The organism is Streptomyces sp. NPDC054813 (assembly GCF_053611365.1).
In genome coordinates this window covers 100,353-121,379 of sequence record NZ_JBSHAF010000016.1, presented here as the reverse complement: position 1 = coordinate 121,379, position 21,027 = coordinate 100,353, and the positions used below count along the sequence as shown (strand labels likewise).

Annotated in this window: 20 protein-coding genes; 8 read left to right on the top strand and 12 right to left on the bottom strand. The window is 67.3% G+C overall.

What is annotated here, in order from left to right:
- The first annotated feature begins 29 nt into the window (after nt 1-29).
- The 5 genes from ACWGJB_RS29735 to ACWGJB_RS29715 all read left to right on the top strand — a co-directional run bounded on the left by ACWGJB_RS29735 (nt 30) and on the right by ACWGJB_RS29715 (nt 4,676).
- Nucleotides 30-1,085: an MFS transporter gene (locus ACWGJB_RS29735; RefSeq protein WP_453383232.1), complete on the top strand. Its 1,056-nt coding sequence runs from the start codon at nt 30-32 to the stop codon at nt 1,083-1,085.
- A 168-nt stretch (nt 1,086-1,253) separates the two neighbouring features.
- The gene (gene sigJ, locus ACWGJB_RS29730) at nt 1,254-2,144 is read left to right on the top strand and encodes an RNA polymerase sigma factor SigJ (RefSeq protein WP_453383143.1); all 891 of its coding nucleotides are present in this window, start codon (nt 1,254-1,256) and stop codon (nt 2,142-2,144) included.
- Nucleotides 2,145-2,324: 180 nt separating this feature from the next.
- Nucleotides 2,325-3,245: an NADP-dependent oxidoreductase gene (locus ACWGJB_RS29725; RefSeq protein WP_453383142.1), complete on the top strand. Its 921-nt coding sequence runs from the start codon at nt 2,325-2,327 to the stop codon at nt 3,243-3,245.
- Between the two features lie 17 nt (nt 3,246-3,262).
- Entirely contained in the window at nt 3,263-3,742 is a 480-nt protein-coding gene (locus tag ACWGJB_RS29720) for a cupin domain-containing protein (protein WP_453383141.1), read from the top strand.
- Between the two features lie 715 nt (nt 3,743-4,457).
- Nucleotides 4,458-4,676, top strand: coding sequence for a hypothetical protein (locus tag ACWGJB_RS29715; RefSeq protein ID WP_453383140.1), 219 nt, complete (start codon nt 4,458-4,460; stop codon nt 4,674-4,676).
- Here ACWGJB_RS29715 and ACWGJB_RS29710 read toward each other — a convergent pair.
- The 5 genes from ACWGJB_RS29710 to ACWGJB_RS29690 form a co-directional block, all read right to left on the bottom strand.
- Nucleotides 4,626-5,267: a hypothetical protein gene (locus ACWGJB_RS29710; protein WP_453383139.1), complete on the bottom strand. Its 642-nt coding sequence runs from the start codon at nt 5,265-5,267 to the stop codon at nt 4,626-4,628. The two genes, ACWGJB_RS29715 and ACWGJB_RS29710, sit on opposite strands and share 51 nt — an antisense overlap.
- A gap of 415 nt (nt 5,268-5,682) precedes the next feature.
- Nucleotides 5,683-5,994 (bottom strand): DUF6510 family protein, encoded by a 312-nt coding sequence (locus ACWGJB_RS29705; protein ID WP_453383138.1) that lies wholly within the window; start codon nt 5,992-5,994, stop codon nt 5,683-5,685.
- Between the two features lie 13 nt (nt 5,995-6,007).
- Complete coding sequence (locus ACWGJB_RS29700) at nt 6,008-6,751, bottom strand: ferredoxin reductase (protein ID WP_453383137.1); 744 nt, start codon at nt 6,749-6,751, stop codon at nt 6,008-6,010.
- Nucleotides 6,721-7,320 (bottom strand): sulfite oxidase-like oxidoreductase, encoded by a 600-nt coding sequence (locus ACWGJB_RS29695; protein WP_453383136.1) that lies wholly within the window; start codon nt 7,318-7,320, stop codon nt 6,721-6,723. Before ACWGJB_RS29695 ends, ACWGJB_RS29700 begins: the two co-directional genes overlap by 31 nt.
- Before the next feature lie 269 nt (nt 7,321-7,589).
- On the bottom strand, nt 7,590-8,849 hold the full coding sequence (locus ACWGJB_RS29690) for an MFS transporter (protein ID WP_453383135.1): 1,260 nt from the start codon (nt 8,847-8,849) through the stop codon (nt 7,590-7,592).
- A gap of 492 nt (nt 8,850-9,341) precedes the next feature.
- On the opposite strand from ACWGJB_RS29690, the gene ACWGJB_RS29685 reads away from it, so the two are divergent.
- Both ACWGJB_RS29685 and ACWGJB_RS29680 read left to right on the top strand, forming a co-directional pair.
- On the top strand, nt 9,342-10,253 hold the full coding sequence (locus ACWGJB_RS29685; protein WP_453383134.1) for an NADP-dependent oxidoreductase: 912 nt from the start codon (nt 9,342-9,344) through the stop codon (nt 10,251-10,253).
- 45 nt (nt 10,254-10,298) lie between these two features.
- Nucleotides 10,299-11,258, top strand: a complete 960-nt coding sequence (locus tag ACWGJB_RS29680; RefSeq protein ID WP_453383133.1) for a GNAT family N-acetyltransferase — start codon at nt 10,299-10,301, stop codon at nt 11,256-11,258.
- 96 nt (nt 11,259-11,354) lie between these two features.
- Here ACWGJB_RS29680 and ACWGJB_RS29675 read toward each other — a convergent pair whose 3' ends face one another.
- The 5 genes from ACWGJB_RS29675 to ACWGJB_RS29655 form a co-directional block, all read right to left on the bottom strand.
- A complete protein-coding gene (locus ACWGJB_RS29675) occupies nt 11,355-11,894 on the bottom strand; it encodes a hypothetical protein (RefSeq protein ID WP_453383132.1) in 540 nt (179 codons plus the stop codon).
- Between the two features lie 328 nt (nt 11,895-12,222).
- Entirely contained in the window at nt 12,223-12,600 is a 378-nt protein-coding gene (locus tag ACWGJB_RS29670; RefSeq protein WP_453383231.1) for a helix-turn-helix domain-containing protein, read from the bottom strand.
- Between the two features lie 501 nt (nt 12,601-13,101).
- The gene (locus ACWGJB_RS29665; RefSeq protein WP_453383230.1) at nt 13,102-14,043 is read right to left on the bottom strand and encodes a class I SAM-dependent methyltransferase; all 942 of its coding nucleotides are present in this window, start codon (nt 14,041-14,043) and stop codon (nt 13,102-13,104) included.
- Nucleotides 13,961-15,040 (bottom strand): cytochrome P450, encoded by a 1,080-nt coding sequence (locus ACWGJB_RS29660; protein WP_453383229.1) that lies wholly within the window; start codon nt 15,038-15,040, stop codon nt 13,961-13,963. Before ACWGJB_RS29660 ends, ACWGJB_RS29665 begins: the two co-directional genes overlap by 83 nt.
- Nucleotides 15,041-15,134: 94 nt before the next feature.
- Nucleotides 15,135-15,806 (bottom strand): tRNA-dependent cyclodipeptide synthase, encoded by a 672-nt coding sequence (locus ACWGJB_RS29655; RefSeq protein ID WP_164404836.1) that lies wholly within the window; start codon nt 15,804-15,806, stop codon nt 15,135-15,137.
- 1,076 nt (nt 15,807-16,882) lie between these two features.
- Here ACWGJB_RS29655 and ACWGJB_RS29650 point away from each other — a divergent pair.
- Entirely contained in the window at nt 16,883-17,044 is a 162-nt protein-coding gene (locus ACWGJB_RS29650; RefSeq protein ID WP_453383131.1) for a hypothetical protein, read from the top strand.
- A 542-nt stretch (nt 17,045-17,586) separates the two neighbouring features.
- Here ACWGJB_RS29650 and ACWGJB_RS29645 read toward each other — a convergent pair.
- Together ACWGJB_RS29645 and ACWGJB_RS29640 are read right to left on the bottom strand one after the other, a co-directional pair.
- On the bottom strand, nt 17,587-19,665 hold the full coding sequence (locus tag ACWGJB_RS29645) for a Shedu anti-phage system protein SduA domain-containing protein (RefSeq protein ID WP_453383130.1): 2,079 nt from the start codon (nt 19,663-19,665) through the stop codon (nt 17,587-17,589).
- A 326-nt stretch (nt 19,666-19,991) separates the two neighbouring features.
- Nucleotides 19,992-20,867, bottom strand: a complete 876-nt coding sequence (locus ACWGJB_RS29640) for an undecaprenyl-diphosphate phosphatase (protein ID WP_453383129.1) — start codon at nt 20,865-20,867, stop codon at nt 19,992-19,994.
- Nucleotides 20,868-21,027: the final 160 nt, after the last annotated feature.

Sequence of the window (21,027 nt, the reverse complement as noted above, 5' to 3'; positions counted from 1 at the left end):
TTTGTCGGGCGGCTGCGCGGCGGCGGCGTTTGGGTCGGGCCCCGGCCTCGCGCTCGGGGGGCCCGCCCCGCCCGCGGCCCCAGCCGCGGCCCCCGCCCCCCCCCCCCCCCACGGCGATCTTCTGGACGGCCGACGGCGTCGTCTCCCTCCTGATCGCCCGGGTGGTGCAGGGCATGGCCACGGGGACGGCCACGGGCGCTCTTGCCGCCGGACTGGTCGAGCTCTCACCCAAGAGACGTCCACATCTGGGGCCCACGACGACAGCGGTGGGCACGAGTATCGGCATGGCCACCGGTGCCGGAGTGGTGGGGCTGCTGGTTCAGTCGACCTCACGCCCCGATGCGTATGTCTTTCCCGTCCTGACGCTGACCTTCGTCGTTCTGGCCGCGGTCGTCCTCACGATCCCTGAGACACTCGTCCCGCGAGCGGTGGGACTGGCGTCGTTGCGACCCAGGGTCCGGGTTCCTCGGGATGCCCGGCCGGAGTTCTTCGCCTCCGTTCCCACCCTCGTCGCGGGGTGGTCCGTCACGGGTCTGTTCCTCGCGCTCACTCCGTCCCTGGTGAGCAATGTCCTGCATGTGCGGTCTGGCGCCGCGGGCGGGCTCAGCATCGCGGCGCTGTTTGTGGCCAACAGCGTGGGCGGGCTGTGGTCCGTTCGGCATACGGCACGGATCGCCACCTTGCTGGGTGCGGTTCTCCTGACTCTGGGTGCGTCCGGACTGGCGGTGGCCATCGCTGTCGCATCGCCGGCCGTATACGTGGGCGGATCGGTCGTCGCAGGGCTGGGCGTCGGCCTGACGTTCAACGGCAACCTCCGCGCCATCAGCGCGGTCACCACCGCAAAGTCGCGGTCGGAGGTCTTCTCGGCCGTCTACGTAATCAGCTATGCGGCGTTGAGTCTTCCGGCCCTCGCGGCCGGGCTCGCGGCGCCCTCATGGGGACTGGAGACCACGGGCTACCTGTACGTCGGCTTCGTCGGGGCGCTGTCCTTGGGTGCGGCCGTCCATGCCGGAACATCAGGTACTCGCGATCCGGCACGCACGGGCTGGGAAAGCCAACCTCACAGCGAACGGTCCCGCTGCTGAGCGCGCCGCAGGCCCCACGCCGACACCATCCCCAAAGCAGCTTGATCATGACTTGCGGCTGCCGTGTCGGAGCGGGTCGGCTCGATTCCGCGGGGGTGCTGTCTTCGAAGATCCTGAGATCGAAATAGCTACGCTGCATCGGCAAGCTTGAAGGAGGTTGCGATCTGTATGGGTGACGGGCACGGGCCCGGACGGTCTGAGCAGCTGGACCCGCTCGGAGCCGAATGGGAGACGCACCGGCCCGCGGTCTTCGGTGTGGCCTACCGGCTGCTGGGGACTGTGGCCGATGCCGAGGATGTCACCCAGGACGTGTGGCTGCGGGCGGCCGGAGCGGATCTGCGGGACATCGGTGATCTGCGGGCCTGGCTGGTGACGGTGGCTGCGCGACGGTCGTACGACATTCTCAAGAGCGCCCGCTTCCGCCGGGAGACCTATGTCGGGCCGTGGCTGCCGGAGCCACTGCTGACAGGGCCGGACGCGTCGCAGCCGGTACTCGTCGACGAGTCCGTCAGCTCTGCGATGCTCCTGATCATGGAAGAGCTGAGCCCGCCTGAGCGGGTGGCCTTCGTCCTGCACGATGTCTTCGGCCTTGAGTTCGGCCGGATCGCCGAAGTGCTGGACGTCTCCGTGCCGGCTGCCCGGCAGCTCGCCTCGCGGGGACGACGGCGGGTGGCCAAGGCGAAGCAGTCCACGCCGCAGGCGTCGAAGGCGGAGCGCGAACGCGTCCTCACGGTCTTCCGCGCCGCCTACGAGGCCGGGGACCTGGCCGGCCTGGTCAGGCTCCTCCACCCGGACGCCGTCTACCTCACCGACGGCGGCGGCAAGGTCTTGGCGGCACGCAAGCTCATCCACGGCGGCGAGCGCGTCGCCGAGGTCATGGTGCGTACGGGGCACCGGTGGCATCCGGACCACATCGATTTCGCCGAGGTCGGCGGCGAGCTCGCCCTCGTGTTCCACCGGGAAGGCCGGGTCTACTCCGTCGACACGGTCCAGATCACAGACGGCCTGATCACCGCGTACCGCCGAGTCATCAATCCCGACAAACTCGTGCGCGTCTGAGCTGTCACACCCGGAGGGGCTGCCTCGTCTCCCTGTTGAGAACGCACAACGGGCGACGAAGGAAGACGCCAGAGCAGGTGAGATCGATCATGCGGCACGGCATACATCTACCTGCAGCCGCTACGAGCAGCGCTCGCGAGCGCTGTGCGCTCGGGTCGCCCCTCCATAGTAAGGACCTCTATGCAAGCCATCACTGTGCGAGACCGTAACGCCGGTCTGGCCGGGATGTCCCTGACAGACATGCCCTACCCCCATGCGGCCGAGAACGACGTCATCGTGCGGGTACACGCCGCCGGCTTCACCCCTGGCGAACTGGACTGGCCCGCCACGTGGACCGATCGCGCCGGCCGCGACCGGACGCCGAGCGTACCCGGGCACGAGCTGTCCGGTGTCGTCGTAGAGCTGGGGTACGGCACCACCGGCCTGAGCGTCGGACAGCGGGTGTTCGGCCTGGCCGACTGGACCCGTAACGGCACGCTCGCCGAGTACACCGCGGTGGAAGCCCGCAACCTCGCCCCGCTGCCGGCGGACATCGACCACGCCGTGGCCGCCGCACTGCCGATCTCCGGGCTGACCGCCTGGCAGGGCCTGTTCGACCACGGCCGCCTCACCACAGGCCAGACCGTCCTGATCCACGGTGCCGCGGGCGGCGTCGGCTCGATCGCGGTACAGCTCGCCCGCGAGGCCGGCGCCCGCGTCATCGGCACCGGCCGGGCCTCCGGCCGGGACAGGGCACTCGCGCTCGGCGTCGACACCTTCATCGACCTGCAGACCGGGAAACTGGAGGACGCCGGCGAGGCCGACATCGTGTTCGACGTCATCGGCGGCGACATCCTCGACCGCTCGGCCGCCCTGGTCCGCCCCGGTGGCACGCTGGTCACCATCGTCATGCCGCCCAAGGTCCAGCCCAAGGACGGGCGGGCGATCTTCTTCGTCGTCGAACCCGACCGCGCCCGGCTCACCGATCTCGCTGCGCGGCTGAGGGACGGCCGGCTCAAGCCCGTCGTCGACGCTGTGCGGCCACTCGCCGAAGCACCCTCCGCCTTCGCCCCCGACAAGCGCACGCCGGGCAAGACGATCATCCGCGTCACGGAAGACTGAACAGGAGACCGCTCGTGATGGGAATGCGGATCGCGGGTGGCTTGCTGGCCGTCGCCACGCTGACTACGGCCACGGCCTGCTCAACCTCCCACCAGCCCACCCACGCCAAGGACACGACCGCAGCCGGGGCATCGCCCGCGGCCATGGCATCGACACGCCCCACCGAAACCCTCAAGCCGCTGCTCCAGCAGGCCCTTCCGAATATGAAGGGCAAGACGTTCACCTCGGTGATCGTCGACTTCCCGCCCAACGCACGCGCGATGCCGCACCGGCACGGCCAGGCGTTCGTCTACGCCTACGTCCTGGAAGGCACCGTGCGCAGCCAACTCGCCGGCAAGCCCGTGCGCACCTACCACCAGGGCGACAACTGGGTCGAGCCACCGGGTGCCCACCACCTCCTCACCGAGAACACCAGCCCGACCAAACGGGCCAGACTCCTGGTCGTCTTCGTCTCCAACACCGGAGACAAGCTCAAGGTCGACGACCCGAAGTCATAGCCCGGGGCAGGCAGCAGGCAGCAGGCAGCAGGCAGCAGGCGGCACCGCCCGCCCACTCGGCCCCCTGCCAAAAACACACTCGACCGGGCACCCCGACGCACGCGAAGTGCGCGGCGCGGGCCACCCGAACGAATCGAAGGCTGCGGTGAGTACGGCCGCGGCCGCGTTGAAGTGTTCGTCGCTGACGTGTCCGTCTGGCACCCAGGTCTCGGCAATCGCCTGGCTGGCAACCGTGATGAACGCTTTCAACCGCGTCGCGATCACCAGCCGGTACCCCGTCGGCGGCTGACCTCGACGGCGACACCGGCGGTGATACGGGCTGCCGAAGCCTCCACTGTCGTGAAGGTGATGGTGGAATCACTCGGGCAGCGTGTGCGAGATGCCCCGGCCCACACAGGCGCGGAGGCGTCCGACGGCGTACGCGGACGGGGAACGACCAGGGGAGACAGGTCGCGCCGGTCCATCCGATCTTGAGCAGCGGTAGTCGAACGGGGTTCCCGGTGGGGTGAATCTGGTCGGGCGAGAGCATGGACACGGGGCTTCCTGACAGCTCGTGGGTGTCGAGTCCATAGAGCATCAGGAGGCGCCTGTGTTGTGGTCTTCCGTGTCGGTGAACGGGCGGTTCAACTCCGCTGCTCTATCGTGTGATTGCCTCGCGCACGTGTACGGCAACGCGGCTGACTGGCCCCAGCGGCAGCGTCGGTATCCGTCGGACTTGACGGATACCGAGTGGGCGGCGATCCGGCTGCCGCTGACGGGCTGGCTGCGCGGTCGGGGAGGCCGGCCGGAGGGGTACTGGCACCGTACGATGCTCAATGCGGTCCGCTATCTCGTGGACAACGGCATCCTGACCGCAGCTCTGCCGTTCAACGAGCGGGTCCGTTCAGCTGATCCCGAGCGGCACGGGATCCAGGCCCAGCTTGCTCCGGCATGAGTCGACGGCCCGGGTGACCCAGGCAGTCACGGCGTCGCGATCTGCCGCGATCGCGTGAAGCTCACGCGCCTTCTCCTGGGCATCGACCATCCACGGGGCCAGCGGATCCTCTCGAAGGACTCGCTCGAAGTGATCGCGGGCAGTGTCCGGGTCCCCGACCAGAGCGGCTGCGATCCCAGAGTCGAAGCTGTCCCAGAGGAATCCCCGCCGAACCGGCCTGGAACCCAGGTACAGGGCTACATCCGGCAGAGCCCGGAACCTCTCTCTCAGCGCGGTCACGCTCGCAGCCGCCTGTCGACTGAGTTCGAGTGCCACCCGCGTGAACTGGTCCTCGGTGCGAAACAGCTCGGAGCCGACCCGGACTGCGTCTACATGGAATGCCAGGTGGTCCACGTCATGCCACAGCCACATCGCACCGACGTACAGACCACTGCCGGCCATCCGCGACGGAGTGAATTCCGCAACCCCGAGCCACCATTCGTGATCATCGATCCACAGCCGCGACCGCCCGCGCTGGGCCAGGCCAAGCGGCTTCAGGGACTCCCGTGCCGCCGAGGTGATGATCCGGAGGACCGGACTGCGATCTGCCATGACCGGCATTATCGACCGTCCCACCGACACCCCGTCGGTCGTGGTGGCACGTCACCATGCACGGAGGCCTTCAGCAACACTGGGCGTCACCGCTCCACAAGAGTTGGACCAGATCCCAAAGTCATGAACAAAGCCAGGCGCTTCCGTTCCTTCTGACCGCCGTCCTACCAAGCGTCCTACGATCTGCGTTGGGTGGTGGAAGGGGGAGCAGTCGTCGACCTTCGGTTCTCCGACCTGAGGAGCGGTACCTGCTTCGACGGCCGTTTCCAGTAGCCCCAGGTTCCGCTTGAGGTGACAAACCCGAGCAGCGGCCCACCCGCTTCCAGCGGCCCCGCCTTCCGGTCGTGGCGGGCACCGCCGAGCTTGCCGCGCCGACGGCGACGGCGTGCCATCCGCGGGGGAGGCCATGGGTGGCTCAGTCGGCGCCGACGGGGATCGACAGTACTGTGATGCCGCTCATGTCTAGCCAGACCGTCTCCGGTACGCGCACCAGACGTAGCATGACTTGTCCACAGTGCTGGCAGCGGGCTACCAGTCCCGGTGCCTGGCGGTATACGTGCAGGAGTGCGACGGGCCCGGTGTTGCTGCAGTGCGCGCACTGGCTGGTTGCTGCTGTCAGGTCGACCGCGAAGAGTTCGGCCAGAGGGCCGGCCAGCGCGTTGCCGTCGATGTAGCCGCCCTCTGCGTCGCGTGGGAGACCAGCGTCTGCCGGTGTGCGTGCCGTCATCTCAGTCCTCTCCTCAGCCGAAGCGCTCTGTACGCACTCGTTCAGGGTCGTGTCCGAGGAGCACCAGGTAGGTAGCTGCCTTCTCGACGAATGCCGTGGGTCCGCAGACGTAGCAGGTCGGCGCGAAGTCCGGTGGCCATCCGTGGCGTACTAGGTCGTCGGGTGTGATGCGGCCCGGGGGGCGCGCGGACTGCTGTGGCGCTTCCCGGGTGTAGATGTGTGTGACGTCTACGCCTGGTGTTCCTTGGCGGATTTCTGGCCCGTACAGCAGCTCGGCCGGCGATCGCAGGGAGTACAGCGCCCGGAAGGGAACCCGGTTGCCGGCTGCACGCCGCGAGCGGATCATGCACATCAGCGGCACCAGCCCGGAGCCTCCGGCCACGAGCAGGACCGGTTCTTGCTGCTCCGGCTGCCAGACGAACCACCCTCCGACCGGTCCCCGCAGTTCCAGCTGGTCGCCGGGCATGAGCTCGTCGGCCAGGTAGGGAGAGACCTCGCCCTCAACGACGCGCTGCACTGTCAGTTCCAGGCGCGTTCCGTCCGGGGCCGAAGCGATGGAGTAACTGCGTTGTGTGCTGTAGCCGTCTTCCGCGGTCAGCCGGATGTCCACATGTTGGCCTGCCAGATGGCCGGGCCATTCCGGCACCTCCAGCGCCAGCGTGACGGCCGTCGCGGACTCAGTGCGACGTTCTGTCACCTCGGCGACCCTCCAACGGAGCCGGTCGCCTAGTCTCCTCGATACCGCTGTTCTTGCCACGGGTCTCCGTAATTGTGGTAGCCGGCGCTTTCCCAGAACCCCGGGCTGTCGTTCTCCCGCAACTCCAGTCCGTGCACCCACTTCGCGGACTTCCAGAGGTAGAGGTGCGGGACGAGCAGTCGGGCCGGACCGCCATGCTCGGGGGCGAGCGGCCGGCCGTCGTAGCCGTACGCGATCCAGGCCTTGCCGTCCAGAAGATCCTCCAGCGGGAGGTTCGTGGTGTAGCCCCCGTAGGAGGAGACGAGGACGTACTCGGCGGCCGTCTCGACATCGGCAAGCAGGACGTCCAAAGACACCCCCTGCCAGCGGGTGCCGAACTTCGACCACTTGGTCACGCAGTGGAGGTCTGCCGTCGGGGTTTCCGACGGCAGCTTCGTGAGGGCGGCCCAGTCCCAGTTGTGCCGCCTCCCGGTCTCCGTGGTGACGGACAGCTCCCACTTGTCTGTGCTTATCCGCTGCGTGGGCCCGGACGAGAGGACCGGAAAGTGCGTGGTCTCGTACTGTCCGGGTGGCAGCTTCCTGCCCGTGGGCGGCCGTCGGCCGTGGAAACCGCGCGAGATGATCGCCATGCTGGCCGTCCAATCGGCTCGCCGGAAGCAGGGCTAGCGCCCCTAAAAAGTATCAGCGACGGCGAACACACGCCTCTTGTCTTTCTTCTCTTCCACAGCCCTCAGCTGCACCTGCGACCTTCGGCGCGACGTCGGTCCAGACATTCACGGATGGGGATGTGATCCTCGCCGAGGCCCGTTCGGGCCGATGAAGCAGCACGTGCGATCTGCGGGGCGACAGCCAGGCGTGGACGAGTACTGGCGGCGGCCTTGTTCGGCGTCAAGTGCCGTCAGGGTGACGGCGAGATTTGCCGTGAGCACTCATCGTGCTGACTGGTTGTGTCGGTGTGCGGATTGCGTGCCGCGATGACGGTGAACAGGGTGGCGACGAGGGCAAAAGCGCCGTAGCCGAGCGCGATCTTCGGTAGCGAAAAGGTGTTGGACAGTTGGCCGGTGATGAGGCTGGGAATGGTCGCGCCGCTGTAGCTGAGGAGATACACCACGGCGAAGATCGGTGCCCGGTCTGCCATGCTGCTGCCAGACAGCAGGCTGCGGGTGGTGCCACTGATGGCAATGCCTTGACCGGCCCCGGCGACGATAGTCGCGGCGATGAACAACGGAAGTGCACCGGTGGCGATCGCTGTGATGATGCCGATCCAGCCGGCGAAGAAGGCCGCCATGCCGATGCGTTGAGCTCCCGCCGGTGCGAACCGGCCACTGAGGGGAGCGCCCAAAGCACTGGGGGCCATGTAAGCGGCGAACACCAGGCCCAGGACGAGTGAACTGTGAGTGCGGAGCTGATCTTCGACCAGCGCGGGCACGAAGGCTTGGTAGAACGCCCCGGTGGCCCAGGTGGACAAGAGCACTGCGGCCGTGACAGCGAGCAGATGCCTGACCCGGACCGGTACGCGGACGGTGGGTTTCAGTGATCGCCACGCGCCGGGGACGGGGGCTACGGTGTCCGGGCTGATGGCGATGAGCACGGTGGACAGCAAGAGCAGGCCGACGGAAATGAGGTAGATGAGGTCGCGTGGCCAGAGGCCGAACTGGACCAGGGCACCGGAGGCGATGGCGCCTATGGCAAGGCCGAGCATGACTGTCTGGCTGGACGCGACGGAAGCCAGCCAGGCCGGCTTTGCGGGTGCGGTGTCGACGATGTACGCGGTGAGGCTGCTGCTGGCCAAACCGGCACCCAGACCCATCAGGAGCCGGCCGGCGATGAGGACGCCTACGTGGTGCACGTTCAACAGCACCAGGCAGCCCAGCACGAGCAGGCCGAGGCTGGCGAGGGCCGTGGGCCGCCGGCCCACATGGTTGGACAGCCGTCCCAGTACCAGCAGCGTGCTGATGGTGGCGGCGGAGTAGGCGACGACTGCCATCGAGATGCCCGCGTTGGTGAACCCGTCCTGGGCCCGGTAGACGTTGAACAGGGGGATCGTCGAGCCCACCGCGGCAAACGCCGCCGCCAGGGAGAGCACCGCGGACAGGAATGCAAGCCGGAATGTTCTGCCCTGACGATCCTGATTGGGCGCTGGGGCCACATTGTGCATCGAGCAGTGTCCTTTTCTCGTTCTGAATCAGGCAGCGCACCGGCTTCTGTCGTGGGCGGTGACAGTCGGCCCCGCGACTGCTGGCTCCTGCGAGCTCCGTCTTCGCGTAGGGCTGGGGTTCGCCCCGTAGGTTCGCCTGACCCGAAAATCATGCAGGAACGGGACTGTTTCGTCCATACTGAGGGAACGCGTCACGCTCCGACAAGCACGCCCCTTGCCCTGTGCTCGCCCGCGCTCCTGCGTCAGGATCCGGCTAATGCTGTGTTCGGACTGAGTAAACGGTGAGCTTGCGCGTCTGTACGCGGGACTACCTGCCACAACCCCGTGGCGCTTCCACCCTCCCATCTTTGGACTCTGACGTCCACTTTTGGGTTAGGGTGAAGGTAGTGACTCAAGGGCCGAGTCGAGATCGCAGCAGCCTGTTGGATTGGCCGGCTCTGGTTGGACGGACCGTGCCGCGCAGGCAGGGATCCGGAGACAGGGAGGCGTCTCGTGAAGGCGATTGTGGTGACGGATCGGGCAGCGGGAACGGCCGGGATGACGCTGACCGAGCGTCCGGATCCGAAGGCCGCGGGCAACGACGTGCTCGTTGAGGTTCACGCGTCGGGTTTCACCCCAGGTGAGCTGGAGTGGCCCTCGACCTGGGTCGATCGTCTCGGCCGTGACCGGACGCCATCTATCCCCGGCCACGAGGTGGCCGGGGTGGTCAGCGCTCTCGGCTATGGCACGAGGGGGCTGTCGGTCGGACAGCGGGTGTTCGGACAGGCGGACTGGACGCGTGACGGCACTCTCGCGCAGTACGTGGCCATCGAGGCACGTAACCTCGCGCCGCTGCCGGGCGATGTCGACTTCACGGTGGGTGCGAGTCTGCCGATCTCTGGCCTGACGGCCTGGCAGGGACTGTTCGTGCACGGCCGCTTCCAAGAGGGGCAGAGCGTTCTCGTGCACGGCGCAGCCGGCGGCGTCGGCTCGATGGTCACGCAGCTCGCCCGCCAGGCCGGCGCCTACGTCATCGGAACCGGACGCGCCGCCGACCGGCAGGCCGCGATGGAATTCGGGGCGCAGGAGTTCGTCGACCTCGGCAACGACTTACTGGAAGACGTCGGCGGCGTCGACCTGGTCTTCGACGTGATCGGTGGCGACATCGGGAAGCGGTCGGCGGGGCTGGTGCGAGCAGGCGGGACGCTGGTGACCATCGCCGGCCCGGCCGAGACGCAGCCTAGGGACGGCCTGGCGGTCGACTTCGTCGTCGAAGCCGACCGCGCACAGCTGGCTGAGATCGTCCAGCGAGTCCGGGACGGACGTCTGCGCACGAACATCGGCCAGGTCGTCACCCTCGACGACGCCGTTTCCTCTTTCAACCCGGCCGAGCGGGTCAAAGGCAAGACCATCGTTCGCCCATGAGGCCACCGCACATGCCCTGACACAACCAGCAAAGGACCACCCCGCATGACCAGCCCAACCGAGCCGAACCGCTCGACCGCCGGCGACGTCGAGAGGGCAGACCCAGGCCTCCCCACTCAGGATCAGGCCGTCCTCATCGACGATGCCAGCGATAATCCCCGAGCTCCCGCGTTCGACTTCGACGTCGTCAACGACGAGAAGACCGGTGTCTACGAGGCCAAGGCCGGGGACACAGAGGTGGCAGGACTGACCTACAAGGCCGCCGGCGAGAACCGACTCGCGCTGCTGGCCACCTCAGTGTTCCCCGAGTTCCGCAACCAGGGCATCGCCACCGAGCTGATCCGACGCGTCCTGGACGACGTGCGCGCGCAAGGAAAGACGGTCACCATCACGTGCCCGATCGTGCGCACCTTCATCGAGCGCAACCCGGCGTACGCCGACCTCGTCGACCCCGAGCACCCGGGAGCCAAGAGAGTCACACCGGTCCTAGACCAGCCCTTCAGGCTTCCCCGAGGAGAAGGTATGACAGTGACGACCCGCGTCGAGGCCGAGGCAGCTGCCCGGGAAGAGAACAACGCGACGCTCATCGCCGCATTGGACAGGACAGGTCTCAGCGAGGTGGAGTCGAGCTGGGAACTTGATGTCATCAATGACACGGAGCGCAGCCGATGGTTCGCGGCTATCGGACCCGAAGCGATCGCGGAACTCTCGTACCGGTTCGTTGGCGGCCGCGTCGTGTTGTTGACGACCTGGGTCGACCCCGCCTACCGCCACCACCGGGTCGCCACGGAGCTCATCGCGCGCGTGTTGGACGAGATCCGCCCAACCGGAAAGAAGATCACCGTCGTCTGCCCGGTCGTGGGCGAGTTCATCTCCCGCAACCCCCAATACCGCGATCTCATCGACAAGGTCCATCCGGGTTCCGGCGCCTACCCCCAGCACAGACCCGCAGGCAGGGCGGACAACCAGCAACAGACCGCCGCGTTCGAGAACGACCTGACATAGCCGCCCTGCATCCGTACGCGGTTCGACTCGTCCAGCGTGCATTGACTGCCAGCCGCAGATGAACAGCGGCGCTGTTCGGCTTCAGTTCACTGCCGTTCAGTCATCTTCAGTCGCCCGGTAGTCGGTCAGTCGCAACAACTGCTGGATGGCGACCACGGTGGCAAGGGCAGGGTCGCCGTAGGCGTGCTCGACAGCTTCGCGGAAGACGGCGCGGGAAGCGCTCAGGGTGAATGCGGCTCCGGTGACGCCGTGGACCTGGACGTCGCGGACACGGAGCAAGGCATGTCCCCGGCGCAGGGGTGGGCACTGCCGAAGAGCCAGACGGGCGCACGGCCGACAGACGGGCGGGTACGTAGTGATGATCCCGTTGCCGTCGTCTTCGGCCGGCTGGCCGGGCAGGGCCGGGAGGAGCCACAGGACGCCGTCGGGGTTTTCGTCGGGTTCCTGCCCGCAGATCTGGCACAGCAGGTTCAGTACGGCATGGCGCTGGCGTGCTGAGTGAATCTTCCCGTAGAGGGGCATTCCCTGCTCAGGCGCGCGGATCTGACGGATCCACAGCACGCCGTACGAGTCTCGGTCGGCTGTGGTTTCATCCGGGTAGGCGACGTGGCCGGCCCGAGCGATCACTTCCTCCATGCCCGGGAGAGGCTCGTGGTCCGTCCGTGCGATGAACGGGCGAATCAGCGGCGCCCCTCCCGACGTGGACATCAGTCCGCGCAGTCCGTCTCGTCACGTCCCAGGATGGAGTCGGTGACGCGCGTGACCCCCGTGCCGACACTCCCGACCAGGTGAGTGTTAGCGGCTGCAGGCTTCCTGTAGTCGCCGAGGATCGTCCGGAGCAAGCCCCCAACGGGGTGTGTGATCTTGCCGACAAAGCTGGTCGGCCCCACGGTCTGGCAGATCGCCTGGCGCGAAGTTGCCGCCGGTGCCGCGGAGGCGGCAGGGGCCTGGGTGACAGCCAGGCTCATCGCCTGACGTCATAAGCCCTGGATACGTACCTACGCCGACTGGGGCCGCGCAGCAGAGATGAGGGAGAGCGCATGGAGCGTACGAAGGCGATGCGGGCCAGGCTGGCCGCACAGATGGCCCTGCCTGTTGTGGGGGGTTGCAGACCCGCCTGGTGAGGCCGGCCCTGGGTGAAACGGGCGGGGCGCCCGGAGCGCTTACGGTCGGCCAGGGCCGGCAGCCCGCCATGGGCGAACCGGCCGCGCCAGGTCCGGACCGTGTCCACGTGCAGCTGGGTCTCGGCGGCGATCCTGGCATTACCCAGGCCACGTGCCGCAAGGAGGACGACTGAGGCACGCTGCCGGGCTTGGTGTGGAGTCTTGTGACCGTAAGCCATCTTCTTCAGCCGGTGGCGCTCGGCGGCGGTCAACACCACTGCCACGGCAGCGCGTATGGACAAGTGCCTGTCCCCTGGATCCAGCGGCAGGCTGATAAGCCTGAGCGATTTCGACTGTCCCCCGCTCTTCCTTCCACCTCGTTGGACGTTCAAGGAGACAGGAAGAGCGGGTAGTGACTGGCACGTATGACGGCCCACCGACCGTGAGGTCGGAGGCTGCGGCCAAGAACCGCCCGGCGGACTGCGCGGCGGCGCGGTCGCCTCCGCCTACCACACCCGCCGTTTCACCAAGTGCCCCGGCTGAAGAAGGCGCTGCGGGTGCCGGCCGCGGCGCCCCGGCACCCCGCGCCGATCGACCCGCACCTGCCGAGCGCCGACATCCGCATCGGCTACGCCCGCGGCTCGACGCTCGGGCAGGAACTCGACTCCCAGCTCGACGCGCTCAGCAAACACGGCATCCCGAGGGCGCAGATGCCGTGTCTCGCTTCCTGGCAGCCGCTTTCAACCGAGGGGCGGCGTCCGGGCGGAGACACGGGAACCGAGGTTTTCGGTGTCGGCCTGCTGTTCCGTGCCTGTAGGCCGTGGTGTCGGCTGGACGGTGCTTTCGGTGATGAGGGTGTGTGGGAAGTCGAGGTACGGCTTCCAGTAGGGGGCGCCGTGGAGACGGGCGCCTTGGCGGGAGACGGTGGGGCGGTGCCAGGTGGTGTGGTCAAAGCCGGCGGCTGCCAGGGCGGTTTCGTGGGCGTGGGTGGACCAGTAGTAGCCGGTGAGGCGGAATTCCTGGCCGGGGAGGTGACCGTGGAGGGTGACGGGGGCACCTTCTGCGGTGCTAGTGCAGGTCAGGTCGAAGCCGTAGCGGTGGTACCAGCCGGGCGTGGTGTTGAAGTCAGGGTTAAGGCATGCCGCTACGAAACGGCCGCCGTTGGTGCGCAGGGCCCTGCGGGCGGTGCGGCAGATGCCAGTGAGTTCGTCGTGGGTGGTGGCGTAGGGGGTCAGATGGATGGCGATGACGAGATCGAAGGCGTGATCGGTCATCGGGTCCGGTCCCTGGTGGGCTGCGTCGCGGTGCAGGTAGGTCACCCCCAGAGGGGCTTGCTGTTCGAGGCGGCGGGCGTGGTCGAGCATGCCGTGGGAACTGTCGATGCCAACGGCGCGGGCGGCTCCGAGCTGTTTGGTGCGGCGGGTGTACAGGCCGGATCCGCAGCCCAGGTCGAGGACGGCCTGGCCGGTGATGTCGCCGATGACGGCAAGGAGGCTGTGGGCCTCCACATGTTCGCGGAACGGCATGTGCTGGGCGGTGCGTTCGTAGGCCGGGGCCAGGTTGTCGAATGCGCTGTCCACAGCGGTCTCCTTGCAGGCTTCACCAGGTGACGGGCAGTAGGGCGGGGCGGGTGAAGAGGATGTTCTCGTCCCAGGGGATGTCGTCGACGGCGAGGGCCAAATCCGGCAGTCGAGCGAAGAGTTCGCGCAGGGCGATGTCCAGGTAGAGGCGCGCGAGGCTGGAGCCGAGGCAGTAATGGGCACCGTGGCCGAAGGTCAGCGAGCCGTCCGTGCTGCGGCCGGGGTCGAATTTGCCCGGCTTGGGATAACGGTCCGGGTCCCAGCAGGCGGCCAGGAACGGGGTGATGACGGCCTGTCCGGCGTGGATGGTCTGGCCGTGCAGGGTGATGTCTTCAGTGGCGACGCGAGGGTTGGAGAGGTAGCCGTTGTGGTGGTAGCGCAGGAGCTCTTCGATCGTGGCGGGCCAGCTGTCGGGGTCGGCGATCAGACGGCCGCGATGGCCGTGGTGGCGCAGCACGGTGACCACGAAAGTGCCGGTGGGTGAGATGAGCGGGTCGACGCCGGTGACCATGAGGTAGTCGACGGTGCCGATGAGCTCCTCCTCGCTGATGGTGCCCTCGCGGTGGGCGGCGAGCAGGGCACCGATGGGGTGGTCGGCGGCGGAGCCGTTGTGCGCGTCGAGCACGGTGCGGGCCAGGGCGCTGATCTGTGCGGTGGCGTCGGCGATGGCGGCGCGGCTGGCGGTCTGGGAGGTCTGGGTACGGAAGCAGTCCCGGTAGCGGGTGCGCAGGGCCAGGGGAATGCGCAGCATGTCGCAGTTGAATCGCAGGGCCAGCGGTTCGGCGTATCCGGTCATCAGGTCCGCCGGGTTGGGGCCCTGGATCATCTCGTCCAGCAGGGCGTGAGCCAGGGCACGGATCGTGCCGGCGTAGCGGGTGACTGCGGCACGTGTGTAGTAGGGGGTCAGGATGGTGCGGATGCGGGTGTGGTCGGGCGGGTCGAGATTGAAGATGCCGCCCTTGACGCTGTTGAAGTCCTCGCCGGCGATGCGGGGCGCGCCGGGGTAGGTGAGGTTGCGGGTGAAGCGGTGGTGGTCGGTGGCGACCGCGCAGATGTCTTCCCGGCGGGTCAGGAGCCATATGACCTCGCCGGAGGGCATGCGCACGGGGCAGACGGGTCGTTTTCTGCGCAGCGTCTCGTACAGGGGCGGTGGCGTGCCGTGCGGGCCAGGGGGGAGAGGCCAGTCGAGGATGTCAGCGCACATGTGGACCCTCCGGTTGTACGGCATCCAACGTGACCTGGGCGTAGCCGTGGCGGTCTGCGGGAACGAGTGTGGGCACGTGGCCGTCGAAGAGGGCCAACTGGAGAGGCCAGGGTTTGGGGTAGCAGAAGACAGCGCTCTCGGCGTCGACGATGCCTGCGACATCGAGCAAGTAGGGAACTTCGGCCAGGATGTAGTCGACGTTGCGGGCGACTGTGTCGGCGTCGGGGACTCGGTCGGTTACTGTGCGGAGGTAGGCGCGCGCGTTCTGTTCGCACAGGTCACGGAAGAGGGGCTCGCGGTGGAAGGCGTCGATGCCTGCCCGGTGCAGAGCCTGGTAGTGCGGATGGGCGGCCTTGGCCGTCCAGGTGTGGACCCGCGGTTCGCGGCCCACCCGGGCGAGTGCTGTCTTGGCGGCCCCGCGCAGTGTCCTGACCGCGTGCAACGTGTGACGGACCGCGGCGCGCGGCGCCATCCCGGCAGCGATCTGCCCGTACGCTGCCTCGTAGCCGGGCAACAAGATCTCCACCTGGTCGAACCAGTCGTCGGCCCAGGCCACCAGAAGGCGGATGGTCCGTGGGGTGAAGAAGGAGTTGAACGGGGAAAGCCCCAGCACCGCGCAGTGGCGTTTCTCCAGGACCCGACGGCATCGCTCCCGGTGCACCCGGATCCGTACGACTGTCTGCGCAGCAGCCGGGTCAGCGCCAGCGTGGCGCGGGGCAGGGGAGAAGACGAAGTCACCTGAGCTGTTGGTGTCCGCATCGCGGTCACGGCACAAAGATATGTCCCTTCTGAGCTCACCTCGGCGATACCCCTCACACGGTTCGGGGGAACCGAGAGTTGCCCTGCGGCCCCGATGCCGGGCAGGGACAGGGGCCGCCACTGCACAGCAGGCCCGAGCCGGGCTCAATGCACAGTTGGCCCGACGCGAGTTCAACTGCTGCACGTGTCGTACTTTCAACGCCCAGCCGGCCCGGAAGGACACGGCAACCGTCGTAGAAACGCAGGGCGCCCGTAGCGAGACCCACTCGCCGCGCGAAGGCGCTGATGCTCAGTAGTTTCGTGGTGCCGTCCATGGATCCGATGGTTGACCTTCATCCAACTTGAAGGCCAACTCGCACTTCGGCCACGTTCCACGCCACCACCAAGCACGGGAGCTTCCTCAGCGTCAACCCCCGAAGGACTTCCAAACTCGACCACTTAGACACTCATACTCATGGGGTGTGGCTCTGTGGCGGGTTGTTGAATGAACCGTCAGAGCACCGGATTTACGCCTGCGGGCTTTCCCCGTGGTCCTGCCGTCGGGCACTCGGTACTGGACCGTCCTCGATGACGACCTCCTTGTCGTCCCCGTCGCCGACAGTTGGGGGCGATACCAGCGCTTCGGCCGCAGCCGGACCGAACGACAGCACGGTCTCCACGGCCTTATACAGCGAGGATAGGGGGGACGACCGTCGGCCACTCCCAGTCGGCGAAGAGCACGACGACACAGACGGCCTGCGCTGACCTGAGCGCACACACGAAAACGCCCCGGTAAGCGTCAGGGAAGTCACAGGGGTCGTCTGGGCCTCGCAGGGCGATTGTCCGCAGGCTGGTTCCGCGCGGACTGTAGGGGCATCGACGTATGCCAGCATCCTGCGGCGACGAAAGTCTTGTAAACGTTCTGGGCGGCTCGGGACATGTATAGGTATGAGAGAAGAAGTTGAAGTCCCGTCCCCCGGCGACGCATCGACGCAGGGCGTGACGATCGAAGAGGTGCTGGCACAACTCCACCTCGTAGGGAGCAATGCGCCCGCCGGCGACTACAACAAGGACGGGCTGGCCAGGCTGCGTGCGTGGATGGAGGCTGACGATCCGGCTGAAGGCGACGCCACCGGGCCGGCGGAACCGGCCCTGGAGTGACGCGCTGGCTGACGAGGACTCACGCGCCGTGATGGTATCTCTACGGCGACGGGGCCCCGACCATCAGTTGGGGCCCCGCGCTGAGAAGCCAATACCCTCCGGGAGGCGCCCGTCGAACGGTTGGGGAAACCGTGCTCACCAGCCCGGCGTATCCGCAGGTCGCTTCAGAGCGTTGGCGATCCGGGGAAATCGGAACAGTCGGCGGTCCTGCCGCCGTACGCTCGGACACCCCGCGCCTCCTTGAGGGATGCCGCGGCACCGGCGAGCAGCGCTCTCTCCAGCGCCAGGACCTCGATGCCGATCTTCTGCGCCGCTATCTGCAGTCACCCCATCCCGACCGCTATATCACGGGGGAGGCCGTTGATCATCTCGATGGCCTGACGGGAGCCGTGCCCGAGAGAAGCACTGAGCCGACTTGGGCCGCGGTCGGGCGGCGGATCGCCCGAGACGCTCCCTGACGGCTGGCGAGGGGGAGCAGCCAGCCGGGATGTTCGGACTGGCTGCTCTCAGCTCGGGAGTTTCCCGCTCGGTTCGGTCGTGCTTCATCTGTCCTGCACGATGAAGCAGGCCCGTTCGTAGAGCTCGTCGAACGTGATGACTTCGACGTCCTGGATGGATCGCCTGTACTGCTCGAAGGAAGTCATCTTCTCGGGGTTCGCCGCGCCGCCGTCGGTGAACTCGTTGAGGCTTCCGATTACGAGCACCTGTCGCGGGCGGACGGTGGAGACCTCGATGCCGGTCGGGGCACCGTCGTCCCGGAACTGCCTATGCAGTTGACCGCTGACCAGTTGTTGGGCCTTGTAGGCGGTCTTCTGTACCTGCGCCACGGCGCCGACGACTTCCTTGGAGACCTGATAGACGTCCGGCGCCCGGTACGGTGCGCTGGCCAGCAGGGATGTCAGATGGGTCTTGATCTCGCAGAACAGCAGGCTGCTGATGAAGCCCCTGGAACGCATGACGGCGTCACTGCGCTTTCCCGCCCCCGCGAAGATGTTCGCGCCGGTCGTGATGCGCTCCAGCTTGCCGTCGTCGTAGGGGCCACAGGCAACGAAGGTGAGACCGTATCCGAAGATCCAGGAATTCTTTTCGAAGAAGCCCTGCCAGACCGCTTCCGGGCCGGCCACCTGAGCGCGCTCCTGCTGGAAGAACTCCGGGACGTTCAACAACCGGTCGAACCTTTGGAGTTGGGCTTTGCGGTTGCTGATCAGTCGGATGTCCTCTTCCGTGAGGGCGCCGCCGACGGCGGCTCTGACGGCTTCGAGGAGTGTTGTGCGGTCCTGGTCAGCCAGAAGGCGAGCCAACTCTGCTTCGTCGCCGACGACCAGCCGCAGGCTGCTGTCAGGGATGTCCAGCCCGACGCAGCTTTCGAGGAAGCGGATGACCTTCCATAAGCTCTCGTGGGCATCACTCGCGTGGACGAGTGCCTTGACGATCTGAGGGGCCTCGGTGCCGGGTATCGCCTCCGTGGCTGCCGCCTTTGCAGCCTTGCTCTTGTCCTTCTTCCACAGCTTGATCCTGGGTGAAAGGACACCGTCCTTGTTGATGAGGGTCACGTTGCACAACGTGGCCATCCGCTGCCGGTCGTCCAGAAGGAAATCGGTGATCAGGCGGCTTCCGCGAGTGTCGTAGAAGTAGGGGAGCCCTTGGTCTTGGTCGCGAATCTCAAGATCAGAGAAGTCCTGCGCCGTGACATCGAACTCTGTGGTCGGAAGGCCGATGCGGAAGCCCCGCAGGACGGGGAGATCAGGCTCGGCGGTCTGGCTCCTCCAGTCCGGTGAGACGGCCGGCAGCGGGCCCAGGTCGCCTTCGATGACGAGGGACTGGACGTCTGCGCGTTGGAGACGGGTGAGTACGGCTTCCAGTCGTTGCCAGACTGCGTTGATGACGGTCTCCGTGAATGCCGGCAGGAGGACGGAAGGCACGGTGAGGACTGCCTCGTACGTGGCGTCCGTCCATCCGTCACCGGGCATGGGGTGGTAGATGCCGCCGTCACGGCGCAGCGTCAGGACAGTCGGGCGGAGCAGGTCTCGGGCGATTTTCTCGCCGTCGCGATCGAGGAGGCTGTAGGTCTGTCCGAGGACGAGGTCGAGTTTGCCGGTGTCGTCGTCATCGAGCGGCACGGGGACCAGCGGGCCGGTAGACGGTGCGGGGGCTGGAGAGTAGACCGGCCGTTCCGATATGAACTTGAAGGGGCGGAGCGTCCAGCCGTCCGGCCCGAGGAGACGGTTCAGCTCCGCGACCCGTTGGGATGCGTGGTCAGCGTCAGGCTGCACCTCGGGATGCACGAACCGCGCACGAGCGCCTTCCGTCGCACCACCGGAGAAGCCGCCGACCACCTTGCCGACGCAGGGCCCGACGAGCCGTACTGGATCAGCTACTTCGGCGAGGCCGAACTGAACGGCGTCACCGGCGGCCGCCTCCTGGATCTGGCCCGGCATGAGCCACGCCAGTACGCGGGCCAGGCCGCCGACTCCATCCAACGGACCCTGGCCGTCGGCGGGCCGGAAGCCGGACGCAGCTACCCCTTCGGCATGATCGGCCTCGTCGAATGCCACTTTCTCACCGGCGACCTGACCAGCGCCGTCACCCCCCACCAGACAGGCCGTCCAGGCCGCATCCACGATCCTCTCCCGGCGGGTCCCTGAACAACTCGCCAGGCTGTACCCGCATACCGTCGGCCTCACAGCCAAGCCTGTCGCCGAGGCACGCACAATGATCCGCAACCTGCTATCCGAAGGAGCGCCTTCTTGACCACATCGCCACATGACGAGTCTGGCCCTGCCGCTGACGCGGCAGGGCCAGAACCCAAGATCTCCATCAACCTCATAGGCGGGTGCGTCCCGCCTCCCAGGTGGGAGACGAGTGGGAGATGATCATGGCGTGGTGATGCAGTCAGGCGCTAGGAAATGCTAGATAGCGCCGCCCTCCCGCCTCCCCGGCGACGCGCCTAGGTCGCCGATTCGGCAGCATGAGGACTGATCACATCGGCGCTGACCAGGGCGATGATCACGACGCCGAGGGCGACGCGGTACCAGACGAACGGCATGAAGCTCTTGTTGGAGATCCACTTCATGAACCACGCGATCACCGCGTACCCGGAGGCGAACGCGATCACCGTCGCGAACAGGGTCGGACCCCAGGCCACATGGCCCTCGCTCACCGAGTCCTTGACCTCGAAGGCGCCGGAGGCCAGCACCGCCGGGACGGCGAGCAGGAAGGAGTAGCGGGCCGCCGCCTCGCGCTTGTAGCCCATGAACAGACCGCCGCTGATGGTGGCGCCGGAGCGGGAGACGCCCGGGATCAGGGCGCAGGCCTGGCAGAGGCCGTAGATCAGGCCGTCCTTCACGCTCAGGTTCTCCAGCGTCTTGCGCTGCTTCGGCGCCCGGTGCCGGCCGCCCGTCTCGTCGCGGGCGGCGAGCCGGTCGGCGATGCCGATGACGATGCCGACGACGATGAGCATGGTCGCCGTGATCCGCAGATCGCGGAACGGGCCCTCGATCTGGTCCTTGAGCGTCACACCCAGCAGGCCGATCGGGATCGAGCCGACGATCACCAGCCAGCCCATCCGGGCGTTGTGGTCCCGTCGCATCGCCTTGTCGAACAGCGACCGGAACCAGGCCGAGATGATCCGCCCGATGTCCTTGCGGAAGTAGATCAGCACCGCGGTCTCCGTGCCGATCTGGGTGATCGCCGTGAAGGCCGCGCCCGGGTCCTTCCAGCCGGAGAAGGCCGCGGTCAGCCGCAGATGCGCACTGGAGGAGACGGGCAGGAACTCGGTCAGCCCCTGGACGAGTCCGAGGATCAGCGATTCGAACCAAGACATGAAGGTACGGCGTCCCAGGGGTGCGAGATGGCTGGCGGGTGCGCGGGCGCGCGTGATCATGGGTGTGCAACGGCAGCGTAGCGGGCCTCGCTGACGACGCGGACACAGGGGTTCGGCGGTCGGGCAGGAGCGAGGGGGTGTTGACCGGCCTGGGCACCGC